Source organism: Shinella sp., assembly GCF_035998705.1.
Taxonomy (GTDB): Bacteria; Pseudomonadota; Alphaproteobacteria; order Rhizobiales; family Rhizobiaceae; genus Shinella.
Window position 1 is genome coordinate 78988 of sequence record NZ_DASYHH010000010.1, and the last position, 20897, is coordinate 99884.

The following is a 20897-nucleotide window of genomic DNA, read 5'->3' on the forward strand; positions in this document are numbered from 1 at the left end:
CGCCGAGGCGGTGCCGCTTCGGCTGGAAATGCTCTGGCGCCCGCCGCGCTAGAGCCTCATTTCGTCGCAACAAAACGTAACAAAGCGAAATGTTTGTCGCCCGCGTGATAGACATTATATGCGCGTTCAGGTTGGGAAGACGAGAATGCAATCGAGTGCCGCAAATGCAAGAATCCTGATCGTCGAAGACGATCCGGAGATCGGAAGTCTCCTTGCCTTGACGGTGCAGGAGAGCGGGATGATTGCGACCGTCGCGGAAGACGGGCGGGTGATGCAAGCCTTGCTGCGCAACAACGAGTTCGACCTGATCATCCTGGACGTCATGCTTCCCGGCGAGGATGGTCTCAGCATTTGCCGGCGCATCCGCTCGGAGAAGACCACGCCGATCATCCTGCTCACGGCGCTCGGGGAGGAGATCGATCGCATCGTCGGACTGGAAGTCGGGGCCGATGACTACGTCACCAAGCCCTTCAGCCCGCGGGAGATCGTCGCCCGCATCCGCAGCCTTCTGAGAAGGGCGTCCTATGGCCTGGCGAACAATGTCGATCAGCGCAAGCTGCGCTTCGATGGCTGGCAGATCGATCCGCTGCGCCGGCAGTTGCACGATCCCAGCAATGCCAGGGTGGCGCTGACCACGACGGAGTTCGACCTGTTGCTGGCCTTTTGCCGCAATCCCGGGCGGATCATCACGCGCGAGGAGCTTCTGTCGCTCACCCATAGCGGCCTTGCCGGACCGATCGAACGCAGCATCGATGTGCATATCAGCCGGCTGCGCCAGAAGATCGAAGCGGACCCGAAGACGCCGGCGTTGCTGCACACCGTGCGGCTCGGCGGCTACATGTTCACGGCCCGGGTCGAGCAATCCTAGAGTTTGTCAGGGAAAAGTGGGAACCGGTTTTCCCGAAAAGACAAACGAAAACAAAAGAAACTAGAGTATGTCTGGTTCAGTCTGAACCAGACATACTCTAGCCGTTTGGTTTGGGCGAGAAGCCGGACTTGCTCCGGCTTCTCGTAATCGCCGCAATCAGAATTTGTAGCCGACGAAGATCGAGGCCGAGGGCTGAAGCTTCCTTTCCACGATCGGGCTGTCGGCGGCGTCTCCGGTCAGGATGCCCAGCGCCGCTTCGCCCCGGATGAACCAGTCTTCGCTGAGCCCATAGGTGGCGGATGCCGATACGTTGACGCGCTTGATGCCGGCTTCCGCCTTGTATTCGGACAGGCCGGATGCCGCCGCCTGTGCGGCGTTCACGCCGAAATAGGCCTGCATGTGCTTGTCGTTGGCAACGACAACCTCCGCCCCGGCACCCAGCATCAGGCGTTCGGTCACCGGCGCCGAATATTCGACGCCGAGGGTTCCGATGAGGCTTTCGCTTCCCTCGATCGTCTGGTCGAGCGTTGCGTAGAACTCGAAGGCGTTCCAGGTATAGGCCGCCTTGGCGCCGACGGTCGCGGCGAAGTCGATGTCGCCGAGGCCATTCAGGCGGTCATGGTCATCCTGGTCGCGCCCGGTCTCGTAGCCGACCTTGCCCGCGAGCGAGAAACCTTCGCGCCGAAGCGCGGTGATCGTGACGCCCGTCGGGTCGATTTCGAGCCATTCGCCATAGGTGAAGATCACGAGCGGTACAGGGCTGACCTTGAGGTCATCGCTGCCTTCATATTCGGTTTCATAGATGCCGCCGGCACCGATGATGAGGCTCCAGCTCGGTTTGACCGCCTCGTTGTTGAACCGCTCCTGGTCGAAAGGCGGTTCCTGTGCCTGGTCCGAAAGGCTGGCATCGGCGGCGAGCGCGGTCGATGCCGTTCCAAGGGATGTGAACGTGACGAAAAGCGCGCTCCGGGTAAGGCGCCAGTCGATGTGCTTGGTAAGAACCATGGGTGCTCCAGTGATTTGACGCGGATCGCCGGCCGCAGCGGCGAACCGTGTGTGCAACCGCCTTGTCTTTTCACGGATCAGGATGGGGCTGGATGTCTTTGTGTTACGCTTTGTTGCGGGCGGCCATGATGGGCGGGTTTACCGATGTCCGGGCGGCCTTAACAAATCGACACAAAACGTAACGCGGTTCGGCCACGCAGGCCTGTTTCCATTCCCCTATTGATGAGAGTGTCGGTTGGACAGGCAGAGTTCATGCGCGGCGAAGCCTGCGCGAGGAGGCGTGTTGAGGTTTCGCTTACCCAAACTGTTTTCGACGATTCATGGGCAGATCACGGTCATCGTCCTTCTTGCCCTTGTGATGGTCATCTCTGCCGGCTCCGCGTTGGAGCGCTGGATGCGGGCGGACTTCGAGATTATCGGCCTCGAGAATATTTCCGAGCGCGTCTCCTCGATCGGTTCGGTGCTGGCGGAGGCCAAGCCATCGGAACGCGTGGCTATTCTGGAGATCGCCAATCGAGGCGATTGGAAATTCTCGATTCGTCCTCTCTCCCTGTCGCAGCAATTCACCACATCGTCGCCCACCGAGCCTTTTGTCGACGTGGTCGTGGACTGGCTGTTCCCTCCCGACGACGGCGCGGAGCCGCTTGGAGGCTGGCGAACCTTCCTCGACGGCAAACGCGTCATCGCGGTCAAGATCGACGATAGCGAGATGCTGGTTCTGGAAAGCCTGCCGGGGCTTTCCCTGCGTGGCGATGCCTTAAATCTGGGTTCCAACTACCTTCTCGCGGTTGTGATCCTGATGGTCCTGTTTTCCGCTTTCGCGGTGTGGACGATCACGCGCCCTTTGCGCCGTATCGCGGCGGCGGCGATGCGGGCGGACCTCTCCGTCGGGCCCGCGCTGTTCGAGGAGCGGGGAAGTCAGGAGATCGTTGCGCTGGCCCGCGCGCTCAACGGCATGCAGAAACGCATTTCGACGATGATCGACTCGCGCACGAGAATGCTGCGCGGCGTCAGCCACGATCTGCGCACGCCGCTCACCCGGCTGCGGCTTCGTGTCGAGCGCGTGGACCAGCAGGAGGTGCGGGAGGCCTTGCTTGCCGATGTCGAGCGCATAGACCGCCTTTTGAAGGAAAGCCTCAGCTATCTGCGCGACAACCACCGGATCGAAGCGTTCGCCCGCGCCGATCTCGCCTCGGCCGTCCAGACGGTGTGCGACGAATTCGAGGATATCGGCCATCAGATCACCTACCGGGGGCCGGGCCGCTTGATCGCGAATTTCAAGCCGCTCGCGATCACGCGGGCGGTGACGAACCTGTGCGAAAACGCCACGAAGTTCGGCAGCAGCGTTCGTGTCGAGCTTGGCGCGAGCGCGGGCATGGCGACGATCGACGTGGCCGACGACGGTCCCGGCATTTCCGTCGAACATCGCAGCCGCGTGCTGGAACCGTTTTACAAGGTGGATGCGGCCCGCGGAGGGACCGATGCCGGTTTCGGCCTCGGCCTCTCCATCGTCGCCGAGATCGTGCAGGACCACGGCGGAAAACTGGAGCTGCTCGATCGACATCCGAATGGGTTGATCGCGCGGATTGCAATCCCGACCTGACGGGCGGCAACTCGACAGCCGATGCCCGGCGGGCTAGATCGTGACGATGAGTTTACGCTTCGATCTTGCGTCTTTCGTGCGCGCTGCCTTCCTGTTCGTGGTTTTGGTGTTGCTTGCGACGGTCGGCCGGGACCTCGGCTGGGTTCGCAGCTTTCTCGGCGACGTGCTGGCGGTCGCCTGGGTCTTCTACGTCATACGGACCTTCGTAAAGACGCGAGCAAGTTGGATAGCCGCCATCGCCTTCGCCACCGGCGCCGCGGTGGAACTGGTGCAATTTCTTCTAATGAGCATGGATGTGCAGATACCCAACCGGAGCCTCCGCATCGTCTTCGGCGCGACGCCGGACTGGTGGGATATTCTGGCCTATGCCATCGGTGCGGCCCTTGTTCTCGGCGTGGACTTCCTGACTGCAGCCCGTGGCGGGGCAAGACAGGGCAAACCTTGATTGCCGGATCAGGGCAGCATGACCTATGCGAAGCGTTCACCCGAAGCTACAAGGAGACTCCTGCCTGTGTGATCGCGAAGGGTGAAATGGTTCGGAAACCGGCGACTTTGAAGGATGTGGCGGCGCTGGCCAATGTGTCGCGCGCAACCGCCGCCCGCGCCCTGAACAGTTACGGCTATGTCGGCGGCGAGACTGCGCAGAAGGTTCAGGCCGCGGCGGAGCAGCTCGGTTATCGCGGCAACCGCCTGGCGCAGGCGCTGCGCAACGGGCAGTTGCCGATCGTCGGCTGCATTCTCGGCGATATCCAGAACCCGTTCTTCGCCCGCATCGCGCATGATATCGAGGTACTTGCCCGCGAGCGCGGGCACAATCTCGTCATCGGCAGCAGCGAGGAGGAGCTGGATCAGGAAATCTCCCTTTTGGCGAGCCTCCAGTCGCTCAGCATCCGCGGCTTCATCGTCGCGCCGACATCGGCCGACAACAACGGCCATTTGCAAGGCCTGATCGCTGAAAACGTGCCGTTGGTGCTGATCGACCGCGTCGCCGAGGGCGTCGATTGCGACAGCGTGCTCGTCGACAACGAGGGCGGCACGCGCAAGGCCGTCGAGTATCTGATCGGCATGGGCCACCGCCGCATCGGCCTGTTGCAGGACAACATGCGCATCTTCACCTCGCGCGAACGCATGAGCGGATACAGGACGGCGCTTGCCGCCGGCGGCATTGCGCTCGACGACCGGATGATCTCCGTTTCACAATCCACGGTGGAACACGCGGTCGACGCGACGATACGCCTCTTCAGCCAGAAGAACCCTCCGACGGCGCTTTTCACGGTCGACAGCTTGATGACGCAGGGCGCGCTTTTGGCCTTCCGCTCCATGGGCATTTCCATTCCGCACGACGTTTCGCTGATCGGTTTCGACGACTTCAATCTGGCGACGTTTACCGATCCGCAGATCACCGTCGTCTCGCAGCCGGTTTCCGAAATCGGGCGCGCGGCTGCCCGCCTGTTGTTCGATCGGCTCTCCGGTAAAAACGACCTGCCGCAGAAAATACGCTTTGAAACCAAGCTGATAGTCCGCGGCTCCGTCAGCCGGCGAAGCGACGGCTGAGCGCCGGGACCAACCCCAAAAAAATTTAAGAACCCCACTTGCCAGCGCAAAATTCTTGTGCGGTAATAGATGTGAGATCGATCTCACATCGTCTCAAAAATCATTTTCGCGCAGGCGCCGTTCCGCTTTGAAGGCGATTTGGCGCAGCGCAAAACGGGAAGGTTCTAATGCTCAACTTCGATAGAGATCGCTTTGTGAAGATACAAAGCGGCGCAGTCGCCATCGCCGACGATGTGCGCGCCCTGATGCGCGATCTGCTCAACGACGGTCTGGAACGCATCTTCTTCATGGGGACCGGCGGCGTGCAGTTCCTCACCCAGCCGGCCATCGAGCTTGCACGCGTTTCGACGGTCTTCCCGGTTTCGGCCGCCTATTCTGCACAGGTCGTGCTGGAGCCGCCGGCTGGCCTCAACGAGAAGGCGCTGGTCGTCCTGCCGTCGCTGTCGGGCACGACCAAGGAGAGCGTGCAGCTTCTCGCCTTCCTGAAGGAGCGGGGCGTGAAGACGCTGTCGCTGACCGGCCACAAGGACACGCCGCTCGGCCGCGACGCCGACTACAATTTCACCAATTTTGCCGAGGACGACACGTCGTCGGAATCGTTCTACCTGCAAACCCTGATCATCGTGCTGGCGCTTCTCGCCGAACGCGGCGAATACCCGGATTTCGACGCGACGGTCGCCGAACTCAAGCTGCTACCCGAACTGCTGGTTTCGGTGAAGGAAAGTTACGAGGCGGATGCCGCCACGCTCGCCGGGGACATCAAGGACGAGACCTACCACATCTTCACGGGTGCAGGCTCCGTCTGGCCGGAAGCGCATTACTACGGCATGTGCATCCTTGAGGAGATGCAGTGGATCCGCACCCGTCCGGTCCAGGCATCCGACTTCTTCCACGGTACGCTCGAACTGGTGGAGCCGGGCGTCAGCCTGTTCATCTTCAAGGGCGAGGATGCCTGCCGGCCGCTCACCGACCGGGTGGAGAGTTTCGCCAAGCGCTATACCGACAAGGTGCGCGTGCTGGATGCGGCCTCCGCCAGCCTTCCCGGCGTTTCCGCCAAGACCCGCAGCCTGATTTCCCCGGTCATCCTGGCCACGATGCTGGAGCGCCTGAGCGCCCATCTGGAAGTCCTGCGCGATCATCCGCTGACGACGCGCCGCTACTACAAGCGCGTCGAATATTGAGGTTTTCCCGGCCCGGCGATCGCGCCGGGCCGGGTTTTCAGACTTTTGCATGCCCCCAGAAAACAAAGACAACAGAGAGGAACTGCGAAATGAAAGCCAATATCTTCCCGAACACGACGAGCCTCGGCTCGCTTGTCGCAGCCGCATTCGTCATCGGCGGCGTCGGCAGCGCTTCTGCGGCCAATCCGGTCGTGGCCGACCCCGCCGCGACGGTCGAATATTCGGGCACGGTCAGCGTGCTGACGAAATTCGGTTTGCAGCAGCTTTCCCCCTTCTTCGTCAACGCGGCCACGGAATATGAAAAGCTCCATCCCGGCGTGAAGGTCGAGCTCATCCAGGAGAGCGACGACAGCGTGAAGGGCAAGACGAAGGCGCTCGTCGCATCCAATTCGCTGCCGGATGTCTATTTCACCTGGACAGGAAGCTGGGGCGAGAATTTCGTGCGTGGCAATCGCGCCGTCGACCTGACGCCGGTCATCGGTCCGGACACCGAATGGGGCAAGACGCTCGCCACCGCCGCGGTCTCCGCCTTCCAGTACAACGGCAAGCTCTACGGCATTCCGCTCTACCTCGACGCCAAGTTCATGGGCTACAACAAGAGCCTGTTCGAAAAGGCGGGCGTTTCTGAACCCAAGACCTTCGACGAGCTTCTGACCGCCTGCGCGACGCTACGCAAATCCGGTATCACGCCGGTCTCCTTCGGCAACAAGGAAGGCTGGCCGGGCGTGCACTATGCGGGTCAGCTGCTCGCCTACAACGTGCCCCAGGCGACGCTCGAAAAGGACTTCGTCCCGGCAACGGCCGACTATGCCGATCCCGGCTATGTCGTCAGCCTGACGCAGTTCAAGAAGCTGATCGATGAATGCTCCGACGGATCGGGCACGAACGGCTCGTCCTATGCCTCGGCGATACAGCAGTTCGGCAGCGGCAAGGCCGCCATGTATTATCAGGAGATCATCGAATTCGACCAGGCGACGGCCGAAGGCGCGCTGAAGCGCGAGGATTTCGGTTTCTTCAAGCTGCCGGCGCCTGCCGATGCCAAGGGCGACGTCAAATCCATCGAGGGCGCGCCGGAAGGCTACATGATCAGCGCCGCCTCGAAGAACATTCCGCTCGCGATCGATTTCATGCGCTTCGTCACCTCGGCTGAAAACGGCAAGGTTCTCTCCGCACCCCCCTATGGCCAGCCGAGTGCCACGGTCGGCGGCTATTCTGCCGAGACCATGAACCCGGCCGTCGTCGATGGCCTGAAGGTGATCGCGGATTCCTCCTATCTCATGCCCTGGCTCGATACCGCCAATCCGCCGCGCGTGGCGGCTGCCTGGCTTTCCGGTCTTCAGGCGCTGGTCGGCGGCACCATGAGCCCCGAAGAGGTGATGGAACGCGTCAAGGAAGCGGCGGCTTCGTCCAAATAGGGATAGGGCCTGCAATGGCTGTCATGAAGCATGAACACGAAGGTGAAGCCGTCAAAATCGGCTTCACCGGGCCGGGCCGGGTCGACAAAGACCGGTTCGGCCCAATCGCCGGGGTCCTGTCGTTCCGCTGGGTCCTCATCGCCTTCGTCCTGATCCTCTGGTTCGTCTACTACCCGATCATCGACAATTTCATCGTCAGCACGAAGAACCAGGATATCTTTACCGGCGAGACCGCCTTCATCGGACTGGACAATTACCGCCGTTTGCAGGGCGATCCGGTCGTCTGGACGGCGATCGTCAACAACACGCTCTATGCCGTCATCTCCGTCGTCTTCCAGGTTTTCGGCGCCTTCGTACTGGCCGCACTGATCGAAGGGCTTACCGAGGAGAGATGGCGCCGGTTCTGGCGCGCGGTCTACTTCGTGCCCTCGGCCATCTCGATCACCGTCACCGGCCTCCTGTTCTATTTCATCTATCAACCCGACATCGGCCTCCTGGATTCGGCGCTGACGCAGATCGGGCTTGCGGACTGGTCGCGCGCCTGGCTCGGCGAGGAGGGGACCGCGATCTACGCCATCATCGCCATGAGCCAGTGGCAGGGTTTCGGCTATTCGACGCTGCTCTTCGCAATCGCGATCCAGAAGATCCCGCGTGAACTCTACGATGCGGCGGTCATGGACGGGGCAGGGACGTGGCGGCGCCTGTGGAACATCACCTTTCCGCTCACCCGCGAAATGACCGGCCTCATGGTGATCGTCACGATCACCGGCGCCTTCCAGGTCTTCAATGAGGTCATGGTGATGACCGGCGGCGGGCCGAACAACAGCAGCCAGGTGCTCGGCACTTGGCTTTACCAGCAGGGCTTCATCGAAAACGACTTCGGTTACGGCGCGGCCATCGCAACGGTCATCTTCGTCATCACGCTGATCACCGGCTTCGCGCAGCTCTGGTACACCAAGAGACGGAGGGTTGACCTGTGAACGTCTCCCATCAACCACGGGAAACCGAGCGCACCGACTTCGTCGCCGTTTTGACGAAGACCTGCCTCGTCACCTTCCTGATCAGTCTCGGCTTCGTCGTGCTCTATCCGCTGTTCTGGATGGCGATGAACGGCTTCAAGACCAATGCCGAAATCTTCGGCAACCCCTTCGCGCTGCCGAGCGGCTTCAGCATCGCAAACTATATTTCGGCCTGGAACCAGGGAATCCGGAACTATATCGCGACGAGCGTCATCGTCACGCTCGGGTCGGCTGTCTTCACGGTGCTTGTCAGCGCCTGGACCGCCTATGGCCTCACGCGCTCGAAACTGCCGGGAAAGCCGTTCTTCGTCGGCATCGTGCTCGGCGGCCTCATGCTGAGCCCGACGGTCGCCGTCATCCCGCTGGTGCGCATGATGCAGGATCTCGGCCTCTACAACACCTATTGGGCGCTGATCATCCTCTACACAGCCTTCCGCATCCCCTTCACGACCTTCCTCATCCGCGCCTACATGCTCGGGCTGCCGCGCGATCTGGATGAGGCGGCCATCATGGATGGCGCAAGCGAAGGCCAGATCTTCTGGCGCGTGACACTGCCGCTCTGCAAGCCGATCCTGGTGTCCTGCGTGATCCTGCACGTGCTCTTCGCGTGGAACGAATATCTCTTCGCGATGATCTTCACCAGCGGCGCGGACCTCCAGACGCTGCCCGTCGGCCTCACCTCCATCATGGCGAAGCACGGAACGAACTATGCGGTCGTCTTCGCGGCGATGACGCTCTCCGCCCTTCCCATCGTCATCACCTTCTTTGCGGCCCAGCGCTTCTTCATCCGAGGGCTGGCCGAAGGCATCGGGAAATAGAATGAACAAGACCAATCCCACCCTGATCGCCATCGGCGACAATTGCCTCGATGCGTACCTCACCAAGGGTTTCGTTACCGTGGGCGGTAACGCCCTCAATGTCGCCGTGCAATGGCGGCGGCAAGGACTGAACACCCGCTATTTCGGCGCGCTGGGGCCGGACGAGGAAGCCGAGATCATGTTCGGCGCCATCGAGGACGTGGGCCTCGACCGGGCCGACATCGAGATACGCCCGGGCTCCTCGGCCGTGACGCTTTTGACCGACGATGCCGGTGAGCGGCGCTTTCTCCTCGAATCCCTCGGCGTCGGGGAGAACTATGTTCCGAGCGTAGAGCGCTACGAGGCGCTGCGCCACGCGGACTGGGTGCATCTCGGCACTAATTCCAGCGAACGGCTGGTCCGCCGGCTCGTCGCAGATGACGCGCCGTTCAGCATCGATGTCTCCACACGGCATTTCGACCTATCTCTGGAAGGCGTGCCACTGGTTTTCGCCTCCGGCCCGGATGATCCGGCCGAGCCCGTCGAGCCGCTGATCGCGCGGTTCAGGGCGGCGGGCGCGCGCCAAGTCGTAATCACCTGCGGCAAGCGCGGCTCCTTTTATGACAATGGCAGCGCGGTGTTTTCCGCGGGCTCGGTGCCGGTGGCCGTGGTCGATACCTGCGGCGCGGGGGACAGGTTCATCGCGAGTTTCGTCGTGTCGCGCCTGTTCGAGAACCAGTCGGAGCAAGCCGCCCTTGAGCGAGCCGCGGCCGAGGCTGCGGAAACCTGCACCCATCTCGGCGGATTTCCCCAGCCGATCCTCGCGATCCCTCAATGGCTGCTCGACAAATATGACAGCGTCATCCGCACGGCACAAAGGGCCTGAGCATGAACACTATCACGATGAGGCCGCCCGTGACGGCGGCGAAGGCGGATCGCTCCTTCTGGCTGCAAAGCATCGATGCGGACGGCGTCACCGCGCCCCTGTCGGGAAGCGAGACCTGCGACGTGGCGATCGTCGGTGGCGGTTATGCCGGCCTTTGGACGGCTCTGCGGATCAAGGAGCAGGCGCCGCAGACGGAGGTGACCGTGCTCGAAGCGGATTTCTGCGGCTCCGGTGCCTCCGGCCGCAACGGCGGGCAGGTCCACAGCTGGTTTGCGGAGATCGACATGCTGCGCGATCTCGTCGGCGGGGATGACGCGCTCATGCTGTGCCGGGCGACCGCCGACGCCATCGAGGAACTGCACGGCTTGCAGGCCTCCGGCACCATCGACATGGACCTGCGGCTCGACGGCTGGCTGTGGACGGCAAGTTCGACCGCGCAGGAAGGCGCCTGGGCGCAAGCCGAGGCCCTCAGCCGTGCGCTGGGCGAAGCGCGCTTCCAGCCGCTCCAGCGCGCCGACATCCTGCGCCGTACGGGCTCTGCCGCGTCCTATGTCGGCATCATGGAAGGGAGGGCGGGCACCGTGCAGCCGGCAAAACTCGCCCTCGGCCTGCGCCGGCTCGCCCTTTCCAGGGGCATCGTCATCCACGAGCACAGCCCCGTCCTCGAAATCGCCCCGGGACCGCGGCCGCAACTGCGCACGGCGAAGGGCGCGCTGTCCGCCGGCAAGGTCGTGCTTGCCGCGAACGCCTGGCTCTCCGCCATCCCGGAACTGCACCCATATCTCTACGTGGTCAGCAGCCAGGTCATCGCCACCGCACCCGCGGCCGATATCCTGGAGCGGATCGGCTGGGTCGATGGCGCGTCGATCTGCGATGCGCAGCATCACGTGCTCTATTATCAGCGAACGCCCGCCGGTCACGTCATCTTCGGGCGCGGCACGGGCGGCATCGCCTATCGGGACCGCATCGACGGTCGTTTCAATCGCAGCGGCGATGCCGGGGCGGACAATGTCCGTGAGCTGCACCGGGTCTATCCGCAGCTGAAAGACGTGCCCGTCCTCTACGACTGGAGTGGGCCGATCGACTGCACGGCGCAGCATCTGCCGGTGTTCGGCCATCTGAAGGACCATGCGAATGTCTTCTACGCCATGGGCTTCAACGGCACCGGTATCGCGCAGGCGCCCGTCGCCGGCCGCATCATGGCAAGCCTCGTTCTCGGCCGCGACGACGTCTGGTCCCGATGCGGGCTGGTCGGCCTCGGCAACCGCACGCGGCTCCCGCCCGAGCCGTTGCGCTATGTCGGCGCCAAGGTCGTGCGCCGAGCCATCCGGCGCAAGAACGACCTTGAGATCCTCAACAGGAGGCCGGATCCGGTAACACGGTTCCTGGCCCGGCTCGCCCCCTGACGGCGCAAACCAAAACAATGGAATGGGAACGATGGTCGATCTGTCGCTGAGAAACATCCGCAAGGCCTATGCCGATTTCGAAGTCCTGCACGGCATCGATCTCGACATAAAATCGGGCGAGTTCATCGTCTTCGTCGGCCCGTCCGGCTGCGGAAAATCCACCTTGCTGCGCTCGATCGCCGGCCTTGAAAGCATTACCTCCGGCGACCTCGTCATCGACGGCGAGCGGATGAATGCCGTCGCGCCCTCCAAGCGCGGCATCTCCATGGTGTTCCAGTCCTATGCGCTCTATCCGCACATGACCGTCTACGAGAACATGGCCTTCGGATTGCGCATCGCCGGCACGCCGAAGGCCGAGATCGACGCGCGCGTGCGCCGGGCGGCCGGGATCCTGCAACTGGACAAATATCTGCAAAGACAGCCGAAAGCGCTTTCGGGCGGCCAGCGGCAGCGCGTCGCGATCGGCCGGGCGATCGTGCGCAATCCGCGCGTCTTCCTCTTCGACGAGCCGCTGTCCAACCTCGATGCGGCGCTGCGCGTCGCCACGCGCATCGAGATCGCCAAGCTGAAGCAGAGCATGCCGGATGTCACGATGATCTACGTCACCCACGATCAGGTGGAGGCGATGACGCTCGCCGACCGCATCGTCGTCTTCAAGGACGGCTATGTGGAACAGGTCGGCACGCCGACCGAACTCTACAGGAAGCCGGCGAACCTGTTCGTCGCCCAGTTCATCGGCTCCCCGGCGATGAACATCCTGAAGGGGAAGATCATCGATCGTTCCGGCGAGACGGCGCGCTGCCAGCTCGACTGTGGTCTTTTCCTCGACATCGAGGAAGGGCAGGGGAGGCTTTCCAAGGGCGACACGGTCAGCATCGGCATTCGCCCGGAAAACACCCGGACCATTGGGGACGACGCATCCGATCCGGCCTTTGCCGGCACCATCGACCTGGTGGAGCATCTCGGCGATGTGCAGATCCTTTACGTGGACCTGCCCGGGCACAACGAAAAATTCCTGGTCAAGGCGGATGGCGAGAGCGCCTTGGCGCGCGGGCAGGCCATCCGCTTCACGGCGCGCCGCCAGGATATCCATGTCTTCGACGCCGGCGGCGCTGTCGTCCCCTGCCGGGTTCTGCCGCCCACTTGAACGAAACGGCGGGGAGGGGCCCCGCCGCCTGCATGTTGGAGGCTCAGGCCGCCATGGCTTTGCGGAGGTTTTCGTCGATCTTGTCGAGGAAGCCGGTAGTGGAGAGCCAGGGCTGGTCGGGGCTGATGAGAAGGGCGAGGTCCTTCGTCATGAAGCCGGGTTCGACCGTGTCGAAGCAGACCTTTTCCAGTGTGTCGGCGAACTTGGCGAGCTCCGCATTGCCGTCCAGCTTGGCGTGGTGCGCGAGGCCACGCGTCCAGGCGAAGATCGAGGCGATCGAGGTTTCCTCGCCCTTCTGGTGCTGGCGATAGTGGCGCGTCACCGTGCCGTGCGCGGCTTCCGCTTTCACCGTCTGGCCATCCGGCGTCATCAGCACCTTTTGCCGCCCCTCCTCGGATTTCGGTTCAGCGCATATCGCGCATATGGCCTTCGACGCTGCGCAGGTGCCGGCGCATCGCATCCGCCGCGGCAGCGCCGTCGCGGTTGGCGATCGCCTCGACGATGCGCTCATGTTCCGCGAAGGAATGGTGGTCCGGCGGCGGGCGGACCGGCGTGTCGCGCAGCCGCCCCCAGGTGACGGCACGGCGCACCGCATTCAGCGTGTCGAGCAGGCCGAGCAGCAGCGAGTTCTGCGAGGATTCGCCGATCAGGCGGTGCAGCCGGTTGTCCCACTGCTCATAGAGCCGCCAGGTCGGCGCCTGTTGCGCCTTCACCACGCAGCTGCGCAATTCGGCGATCTGGCTCGGCGTGGCGTTGAGCGCAGCGCAGCGCGCGACCTCCGGCTCGAAGGCGATGCGCGCACCCATGACCTCCAGCGGATTGGTCCGCTGCACCATGGCGTTGATGTCCGCGACGGTGTCGATCGGCCGCTCGCCGGTAAAGGTCCCCTTGCCGACATGGCGCCAGACGACACCTTCGGCCTGCAAGGTCGCGAGCGCCTTGCGCAGCGCGCTGCGCCCGACATCCAGCGATTCCGCGAGGTCGCGCTCCGGCGGCAGGCGCCCGCCTTCGGCGAGCTGCGCCGTCGCAACAAAGTCTCTGAGCCGGGAAAGCACGGTGGCTTCGGTGTTTTCAAGCATGGTATTGTCCGAACCAATTCAGGATTGGTTTGCTTATATTGGACATATTCGTTGCTGTCAACGCGCCCTAATCGAGACCTCAAGTCGGAAATTTTTATAGCCTAAAATCAATATATTAAATCAATTAAGGGCTAGAAGTAGCCTGCCGCTCTCGCATTGCAGCACGTTTAATTGGTTGACACAATGGTCGTTTAATGAAGAATTGGTTTTATATTGGGTTGGGAGAACCCGATTTTGGGAGGAAGAAAATGAACATGTTTGCCAGACGAATGAGGGCGTCTGCGGTCGCCGCCGCGCTTTGCCTTTCTGCCGCAGTGCCCGGATTGGCCTTCGCCGATCCGATGCGTGTTGCTTTCGGCGATATTGCGACGGTCGAATCCCTCCATTTGCTTGCGGCGATGGAGCGCGCCAAGGAAAAGGGCGTCGACGTGCAGGTGACGTTCCTGAAGAGCGAGGACATCGCTGCGCAGGCCGTCGTCAGCGGCCAGGCCGATATCGGCATCGGCGGCCCCTATGCGCTGCTCCAGAAGGTGAAGGCGCCGATCCGCATCTTCCTGCAACTGTCGAAGCTCCAGTTCTACCCGGTGGTCAACACCGAGTTCTACAAGGAGTGGAAGGACCTGAACGGCCAGGAAATCGCCGTGCATTCGCGCGGTTCCGGCACCGAGGCGATCATGCGGCTGATGGCCGACAAGAACGGCATCGCCTATTCCAACATCTCCTACGTGCCGGGTGCCGAGGTGCGCACGGGCGCGCTGCTCCAGGGCAATGTCAAGGCGACGATCGTCGACTCCTCCGGCAAGCGCATCCTGGAAAAGGAAGCACCCGGCAAGTTCGCCTTCCTGCCGCTCGGCGAGGTGAGCGCCACCGACGAGGCGCTGTTTGCCAATACCGACTATCTCTCGAAGAACAAGGAAGACGTGGAAATCCTGGTCGAGGCGATCCTCACCACCTGGCGCGAAGTCGCGGCGGACCCGAAGGCGTCCATCGCGCTGCGTGACAAGTACAAGCTGCTGCCGGACGCCACGGCCGCCATGGTCGCCGACATCGATCCATACTTCGCCGAAGCAGCCCCTGCCTTGCCGCTGAACGGCGGCGGCGAGGATGCCGCGAAGGACGACTTCGACTTCTACACGGTCTCCGGCGCGCTCGAAGGCAAGGCCGCGGATCTCAAGGTCGAGGATTTCTGGGACCTCACGGCACTCAACGCGGTGCTCGCCAAAATCGGAACCAAATAATGCACATGGCTGCTACACCCCACAAGGTGAGCGCGACGGGAGGGGCCGGCAACGGCTCCTCCACCATCGTCGAAACGCTCGCCGAATTCGCCCGGCGCCGAAAATCCTTCTGGGTCGTGCTGTCGCTCGCAATTCTCTTCACCGCCTGGGAAATCGCCGGCCGCGTGCCGATCAGTTTCGCCTTCCCGACCTTCCTGGAAACGGTCTCGGCCCTGATCGAGATGGCGCTCGACGGCACGCTGCTGCCGGCCTATGCCATCACGTTCCAGCCGCTCCTCATCGGCGTCGCCGTTTCCGCCGTGCTCGGCATCGGGCTCGGCATCGTCATGGGCCTGTCCGACAAGGCGGAATGGTTGCTTGCACCGGTCTTCATCGTGCTTCAGGCGGCGCCGATGGCCGCCCTCGTGCCACTCGTCACCTTCGTCTACGGCATCGGGCTTGTCGCCAAGACGCTCGCCGTCATCATGCTGGCGCTGCCGGTGATCGTGCTCAATTCCTATAAGGCGGTGCGCCACGTCAATCCATCGCTCGTCGACATGTGCCGCTCGTTCCAGGGCACGCGCCTGCAGCAGATCTTCAAGATCATCATTCCGGATGCAACGCCCGTGCTGTTTGCCGGCCTTCGTCTCGGCATCGCCGCCGGCTTCATCGGCGTCATGCTCGCCGAACTGCTGATCACGCCCACGGGTATCGGCGACCTCATCACCTATCACCGCTCGATCGCCAACTATGCGCATATGTACGCGGCCGTGGCCTCGATCATCGCCGTCTCGACGATCACGCTCGCGGCCCTGCAATATGTCGAGATCCGCTTCCTGCGTCCCGAAAAGAGGAGAAAGTGACATGGCCAATCCCATGCCGGCCCGCGCGGCCGACCAATCCGGAACCGCCACGTCCGACGCCATCGTCGAAGTGCGCGACATCTGCAAGCGCTACGGCGATATCGAGGCGCTGCGCGGCATCAACCTTGAATTCGAGCGCGGCAAGCTGACGACGCTGCTCGGCCCGTCCGGCTGCGGCAAGACCACGCTGCTGAAGATCATCGCCGGCCTCGTGCCCGCCACCTCCGGCCAGATCCGCATCAACGGCAAGGTCGTCACCGGCCCCGGTCCCGAGCGCGCCTTCGTCTTCCAGGATTTCGCGCTGATGCCCTGGGCGACCGTGCTGCGCAATGTCAGCTTCGGCTTGGAACTGAAGGGCGTGCCGCAGGCGGAGCGCCACCGCATCGCCAGACACTATATCAGCGAAGTCGGTCTCTCCGGCTTCGAGGAAAAATACCCGCACGAGCTTTCGGGCGGTATGCGGCAGCGTGTCGGCATCGCGCGCGCGTTTTCGGTCAACGCCGACGTGCTGCTGCTCGACGAGCCTTTTTCGGCTGTCGACGAACAGAACCGCCGGAAATTCCAGGAAGACCTGCTCCAACTCGTCGAGAAGGAACGCAAGACCTTTCTGTTCGTCACCCACTCGATCGAGGAAGCTGTCTATGTTTCCGATCGCATCGTGCTGCTCTCGCCGCGGCCCGGCCGCGTCTCCCAGATCATCGAACCCAATATCGACCGCTCCGCCGCACCGGATGTCATCCGGCGCGACAAGGGCTATCTCGATGTGGTGGAGGAGATCTGGCAGGGCCTCCGGCAATATGCGGAGTAGGGCGCCATGAAACTCTTTGGCTTCAAGGTCCCCATGATGACCTCGCTCCTGTTCTGGGCGCTCGTCTGGGAAGTCGTCGGCAGGATGGATGTGATCTTCCTGATCCCGCCGATGAGCGCCATCGTCTCGGCCGGCTTCGAACTGGTCGCGACCAATTCCTGGCAGAACGCCTCGTTGATCACGCTTCGGTCCTTTGTCGTCGGCATGGCGTTCGCCATCGGCGTCGGCGTGCCGCTCGGCATCGCGATGGGGCGCTTCAAGATCGTCGACAACATCTTCGGCCTGTGGGTCAACATGTTCGTCAGCGCCCCGCTCTCCGCCCTCGTGCCGGTGCTGATGATCCTTTTCGGCCTCGGCGAGACGACCGTCGTCGTGACTGTTTTCCTCTTCGCCGTCTGGATCATCGTGCTCGATGCCCGGGCCGGCGTCATGCAGGCGCCGCCGTCGCTGATCGAGATGGGGCGCTGCTACGGTGCTTCGAGCATCACGATCTTCACCAAGATCATCCTCTTCTCCGCCCTGCCGGAAATCCTTGCGGGCATCCGCATCGGCCTCATTCGCGGGGTGAAGGGTGTGGTGATCGGCCAGATCCTCGTGTCGATCATCGGGTACGGCGAACTCTTCGAGCTCTATTCCCGCTCCTTCGACATGGAGCGGTTCTGGGCCCTGACAATCATCCTCTTCGCGGCAGCCATGCTGTTGTCCGCGGCCGTGGAACTCTTTGAAAAACGCATCGAATATTACGCAGGAGCGCGATAATGAACGACATGTCCTCCATCAACACCGCTTACGTCTTCAAGCCGGCGGCCGTCCCCACGCTGCCCGTCGTCGACAGCCAGGCGCTCTTCCCGGTGCACCGCATCTACTGCGTCGGCCGCAACTTCGCCGATCATGCCATCGAGATGGGCCACGATCCGAACAAGGAGCCGCCGTTCTTCTTCCAGAAGAACCCCGACACGCTCGTCCTGCCCGGCACCGATTTTCCCTATCCGACTGAAACGAAGGACGTGCACCACGAGGTCGAGCTCGTCGTGGCGCTGAAGAGCGGCGGCGACAACATCCCGCTCGATAAGGCGCTCGACTGCGTCTACGGCTATGCCGTCGGCCTCGACATGACCCGGCGCGACCTGCAAGGGGAGGCCAAGAAACTCGGCCGCCCATGGGAGACCGGCAAGGCCTTCGAAAGCTCCGCGCCCTGCGGCCCCGTCCACCCGGTCGAAAAGGTCGGGCATCCGACGGACGGCGCGATCTGGCTCAAGGTCAACGGCGAAACCCGCCAGGACGGCGATCTCAACCAGATGATCTGGAAGGTGCCGGAAATGATTTCCTACCTCTCGCGCCTCTTCACTCTGCAACCCGGCGACCTGATCTTCGCAGGCACGCCGGCCGGTGTGGGCGCGATCGTCAAGGGCGACGTGATGGTCGCCCATGTGGACGGTGTCGACGAAGTCTCCTTCAAGGTTGCCTGAACATCCGGCGGCGCGCTCCGGCGCGCCGCCGGCTTTACCAGATTACGTCAGTGTAAATTTAAGTTCCATAATTCAGCTTATGTGATTTATTGACGTGCCTGGGTACATTCTATTTCCAAGTGCGACATGCCAGTAATTTCAACGGCTTCGCCCTGGAGATTTTTGGATGTCTCGATGCTATTTACAGCTCACCCTCGCCGCGTCGACAAGCTGAGAAGGCGCCGCTCAACGTGAGTGGCACATGCCCTCGATAGGGACTTGAAAATCAGGGGAAGCGGGCGTCAGCCGACGAGGCCGAAGACGACGGCGCTGACGAAGAGGAAGGCGACGACGACGGCAATGTTGCTGACCAGCACCTGCCGCTCCGCGCGGCGAGCCCTGCGGTCGCTCGTTGCGCTGAAGGCACCATACGTGGAACGGCCGCCGAGTTTCGCATTGCTCATTCGCAATCATCCCTTGCTGTGGAGGCCGGATTTTCCGGTCTCTCCGTGACGGACATTCATGCCCGCCCGTTCTCTGGGAATGATTTATATATTATCCCTATAAGATTGGTAGGGTATTTTTTCTCATTTTCGCCACACTCGTGAATTTGCCTTTCACACTTCCGTCATGAGACGATTTTGGCGATGCGATTTCAGACGTGCTTGCGCCCGCCCTCCTCGTAGAACCAGTCGTCCGGATAGGGATACCACCAGCTCTGGATCACCGGCTTGTGGTCGATGATGACCATCTTGGAGCGGCGGAAGGCATCGAGGCCGAGTTTCGAAAGCTCCCGGCCGAGGCCGGATTTCTTCCAGCCGCCGAAGGGCAGCGCGTCATTGTCGATCAGCGGGTTGTTGACCCAGACCATACCCGCCTCCAGCCGGTCCGCGGCCTCCATCGCCTCTTCGAGCGAGGTGGTGAAGATGGAGGCGCCGAGGCCGAATTCGCTGTCGTTCGCCCGCGCGATCGCCTCGTCGAAATCGGCGACGCGCATCACCGCCGCGACGGGGCCGAAACACTCTTCCCGCAGGATCGCCATGTCCGGCGTGCAGCCGGTGAGAATGGTCGGTTCGTAGAACCAGCCGGTGGGCTCGCTCTCCGGGATCTTCCCGCCGATCACGACGGTGGCGCCCTTCGCCTTGGCATCCTCGACCAGCCGGATGACCTTGGCCCGCGCCGCCTCGCTGACCAGCGGGCCGATTTCCGCCCGGGTGAGGCCGTTGCCGATGCGCAGCCGCTTCGTCTCGGTCGTGAATTTCTCGATGAAGGCGTCATGCACGGCATCGACGACGAAGAATCGTTCCGCGGAGGTGCAGACCTGGCCGGACATGTGGAAGGCAGCGGTCACGGCGCCGGCGGCCGCGACATCGAGCGGCGCATGCGCCGTAACGATCATCGGATCGGACCCGCCCGCCTCGATCACCGCCGGCTTCATCTCGCCTGCCGCCGCCATCGCCACGGCCCTGCCCGCGGCAACCGAGCCGGTGAAGGCCACTGCATGGGTTTTTGGCGAGGCGATGAGCGCGCTGCCGAGTTCGGCGCCGCCCGGCAGGCAGGCGATCAGGCCGTCCGGCAATGCCTCGAAGACAGCCATGAACTCCAGCGTCGAGAGCGTCGTCGCGGGTGCCGGCTTGATGATGCAGGCATTGCCAGATGCAAGCGACGCGGCGACCGTCCAGCACATCAGCAGGATCGGGAAATTGAACGGCATGATATGCACGCTCACGCCGAGCGCTTCGTAGCGCGCATGCTGGAAGGAACCCGCCTGCGTCGTGCCCGCCACCTTGCCGGCCTCGTCGCGCGCCATTTCCGCGAAATAGCGGAAGGCGCCGGCGCAATTCGCCACCTCGCCGATCGCCTCCGGGTAGGGCTTTCCCATCTCGCGAGACACCAGCTCCGCGCAGCGCCGCATGTCCGTCGCCTCGATGCGGTTGGCGATGCGGTGAAGAACCGTCGCGCGCGTCTTGGCGTCGAGCCGCTTCCAGTCGCGCTGCGCCTTGGCGGCCGCGTCCAGCACCGTCTCCATCTCCGCCAGTGTGGTATCGGCGATGGTCCCGACGGTCGCAAGCGTCGCCGGGTCGATCACCGCATGGCGCTCGCCCTTGCTCGGGACATAGACGGGATGCCGGTAAAAAACCGGCTCGGCAGGGCTGAACATGGCACTGATCCTTAAAATGTCACAAGCGCAGCGGCATACGCACCGCTGCGCATCTCGCGCTCCGCTCAGCGGATCATGTAGACCTTCTTCACCGTCTCATGGACCGTACACTCGCCCTTCCAGTCCTTTGGAAAGAACGCTGCCGTATCGGGCGTGATCTCGATCACCTCGCCACTCTCATGCACATAGGTGCAGCGGCCTTCGAGGAAGTGGCAGAACTCGTCGCTGGTGACATGGCAGAACCATTTTCCCGGCGTGCAGATCCAGAGACCGCTCTCAGATTCTCCGTTCGGCCCCTTGTAAATGACCTTGCCGGAGGTGCGGCTTTCGCCCTCGATCATGGTGGGGATGACGCCCCAGTCCTTGAGGTCGGTTTCTTCGAGCGGCTTGCGCATCAGGGGTGTCGCGGTCATTGGGGGTTTCCTTTCCGTTTCTTCTTG

The 20897-nt window shown here is 62.7% G+C and carries 21 protein-coding genes and 1 pseudogene; 16 read left to right on the forward strand and 6 right to left on the reverse strand.

Translation table 11 applies throughout. The annotated features are described in order from the left end of the window. Positions 1 to 145: 145 nt before the first annotated feature. The gene (locus VGN93_RS08220; RefSeq protein ID WP_327507066.1) at positions 146 to 868 is read left to right on the forward strand and encodes a response regulator transcription factor; all 723 of its coding nucleotides are present in this window, start codon (positions 146 to 148) and stop codon (positions 866 to 868) included. A 156-nt stretch (positions 869 to 1024) separates the two neighbouring features. Here the strand turns inward: VGN93_RS08220 and VGN93_RS08225 are convergent, their stop codons facing one another. Next, the gene (locus VGN93_RS08225; RefSeq protein ID WP_327507067.1) at positions 1025 to 1873 is read right to left on the reverse strand and encodes a MipA/OmpV family protein; all 849 of its coding nucleotides are present in this window, start codon (positions 1871 to 1873) and stop codon (positions 1025 to 1027) included. 235 nt (positions 1874 to 2108) lie between these two features. Here VGN93_RS08225 and VGN93_RS08230 point away from each other — a divergent pair, with 235 nt between their 5' ends. The 10 genes from VGN93_RS08230 to VGN93_RS08275 all read left to right on the forward strand — a co-directional run bounded on the left by VGN93_RS08230 (position 2109) and on the right by VGN93_RS08275 (position 12881). Continuing rightward, positions 2109 to 3476, forward strand: a complete 1368-nt coding sequence (locus tag VGN93_RS08230; protein WP_327507068.1) for an ATP-binding protein — start codon at positions 2109 to 2111, stop codon at positions 3474 to 3476. 46 nt (positions 3477 to 3522) lie between these two features. Continuing rightward, a complete protein-coding gene (locus tag VGN93_RS08235) occupies positions 3523 to 3921 on the forward strand; it encodes a DUF2809 domain-containing protein (RefSeq protein ID WP_327507217.1) in 399 nt (132 codons plus the stop codon). 86 nt (positions 3922 to 4007) lie between these two features. Further along, positions 4008 to 5030: a LacI family DNA-binding transcriptional regulator gene (locus VGN93_RS08240; RefSeq protein ID WP_319313664.1), complete on the forward strand. Its 1023-nt coding sequence runs from the start codon at positions 4008 to 4010 to the stop codon at positions 5028 to 5030. A 167-nt stretch (positions 5031 to 5197) separates the two neighbouring features. Continuing rightward, positions 5198 to 6211, forward strand: a complete 1014-nt coding sequence (locus VGN93_RS08245) for an SIS domain-containing protein (protein ID WP_327507069.1) — start codon at positions 5198 to 5200, stop codon at positions 6209 to 6211. Positions 6212 to 6300: 89 nt separating this feature from the next. Further along, complete coding sequence (locus VGN93_RS08250) at positions 6301 to 7626, forward strand: ABC transporter substrate-binding protein (protein WP_327507070.1); 1326 nt, start codon at positions 6301 to 6303, stop codon at positions 7624 to 7626. 14 nt (positions 7627 to 7640) lie between these two features. Next, the gene (locus VGN93_RS08255; protein ID WP_327507071.1) at positions 7641 to 8606 is read left to right on the forward strand and encodes a sugar ABC transporter permease; all 966 of its coding nucleotides are present in this window, start codon (positions 7641 to 7643) and stop codon (positions 8604 to 8606) included. Beyond that, positions 8603 to 9463: a carbohydrate ABC transporter permease gene (locus VGN93_RS08260; protein ID WP_327507072.1), complete on the forward strand. Its 861-nt coding sequence runs from the start codon at positions 8603 to 8605 to the stop codon at positions 9461 to 9463. The genes VGN93_RS08255 and VGN93_RS08260 overlap by 4 nt, the downstream gene beginning before the upstream one ends. Before the next feature lies 1 nt (position 9464). After that, positions 9465 to 10328: a PfkB family carbohydrate kinase gene (locus tag VGN93_RS08265; protein ID WP_327507073.1), complete on the forward strand. Its 864-nt coding sequence runs from the start codon at positions 9465 to 9467 to the stop codon at positions 10326 to 10328. 2 nt (positions 10329 to 10330) lie between these two features. Beyond that, positions 10331 to 11734, forward strand: coding sequence for an FAD-binding oxidoreductase (locus tag VGN93_RS08270; RefSeq protein WP_327507074.1), 1404 nt, complete (start codon positions 10331 to 10333; stop codon positions 11732 to 11734). Between the two features lie 31 nt (positions 11735 to 11765). Beyond that, positions 11766 to 12881, forward strand: a complete 1116-nt coding sequence (locus VGN93_RS08275; RefSeq protein ID WP_327507075.1) for a sn-glycerol-3-phosphate ABC transporter ATP-binding protein UgpC — start codon at positions 11766 to 11768, stop codon at positions 12879 to 12881. A gap of 43 nt (positions 12882 to 12924) precedes the next feature. Here VGN93_RS08275 and VGN93_RS08280 read toward each other — a convergent pair. Then, positions 12925 to 13257, reverse strand: a pseudogene (locus VGN93_RS08280) (isocitrate/isopropylmalate family dehydrogenase); the annotation flags it as partial. A gap of 28 nt (positions 13258 to 13285) precedes the next feature. Further along, positions 13286 to 13960, reverse strand: coding sequence for a FadR/GntR family transcriptional regulator (locus tag VGN93_RS08285; protein WP_327507076.1), 675 nt, complete (start codon positions 13958 to 13960; stop codon positions 13286 to 13288). Positions 13961 to 14208: 248 nt separating this feature from the next. Between VGN93_RS08285 and VGN93_RS08290 the strand changes: the two genes are divergently transcribed. The 5 genes from VGN93_RS08290 to VGN93_RS08310 are packed head-to-tail and all read left to right on the forward strand — an operon-like array spanning position 14209 to position 18317. Beyond that, positions 14209 to 15198, forward strand: a complete 990-nt coding sequence (locus VGN93_RS08290) for an ABC transporter substrate-binding protein (protein ID WP_414714064.1) — start codon at positions 14209 to 14211, stop codon at positions 15196 to 15198. Next, positions 15198 to 16040, forward strand: a complete 843-nt coding sequence (locus tag VGN93_RS08295; RefSeq protein WP_327507078.1) for an ABC transporter permease — start codon at positions 15198 to 15200, stop codon at positions 16038 to 16040. The genes VGN93_RS08290 and VGN93_RS08295 overlap by 1 nt, the downstream gene beginning before the upstream one ends. 1 nt (position 16041) lies before the next feature. After that, complete coding sequence (locus VGN93_RS08300; protein WP_327507079.1) at positions 16042 to 16848, forward strand: ABC transporter ATP-binding protein; 807 nt, start codon at positions 16042 to 16044, stop codon at positions 16846 to 16848. Positions 16849 to 16854: 6 nt separating this feature from the next. Further along, entirely contained in the window at positions 16855 to 17607 is a 753-nt protein-coding gene (locus VGN93_RS08305) for an ABC transporter permease (protein WP_327507080.1), read from the forward strand. Next, positions 17607 to 18317: a fumarylacetoacetate hydrolase family protein gene (locus VGN93_RS08310; RefSeq protein ID WP_327507081.1), complete on the forward strand. Its 711-nt coding sequence runs from the start codon at positions 17607 to 17609 to the stop codon at positions 18315 to 18317. Before VGN93_RS08305 ends, VGN93_RS08310 begins: the two co-directional genes overlap by 1 nt. 281 nt (positions 18318 to 18598) lie before the next feature. Here the strand turns inward: VGN93_RS08310 and VGN93_RS08315 are convergent, their stop codons facing one another. The 3 genes from VGN93_RS08315 to VGN93_RS08325 form a co-directional block, all read right to left on the reverse strand. Continuing rightward, positions 18599 to 18760 carry a hypothetical protein gene (locus VGN93_RS08315; protein WP_327507082.1) on the reverse strand — a complete coding sequence of 54 codons (162 nt, stop codon included), beginning with the start codon at positions 18758 to 18760 and terminating at the stop codon, positions 18599 to 18601. 191 nt (positions 18761 to 18951) lie between these two features. Next, on the reverse strand, positions 18952 to 20457 hold the full coding sequence (locus tag VGN93_RS08320) for an aldehyde dehydrogenase family protein (RefSeq protein ID WP_327507083.1): 1506 nt from the start codon (positions 20455 to 20457) through the stop codon (positions 18952 to 18954). A gap of 65 nt (positions 20458 to 20522) precedes the next feature. Further along, positions 20523 to 20870, reverse strand: a complete 348-nt coding sequence (locus tag VGN93_RS08325) for a cupin domain-containing protein (protein ID WP_064333342.1) — start codon at positions 20868 to 20870, stop codon at positions 20523 to 20525. Between the last annotated feature and the right edge of the window lie 27 nt (positions 20871 to 20897).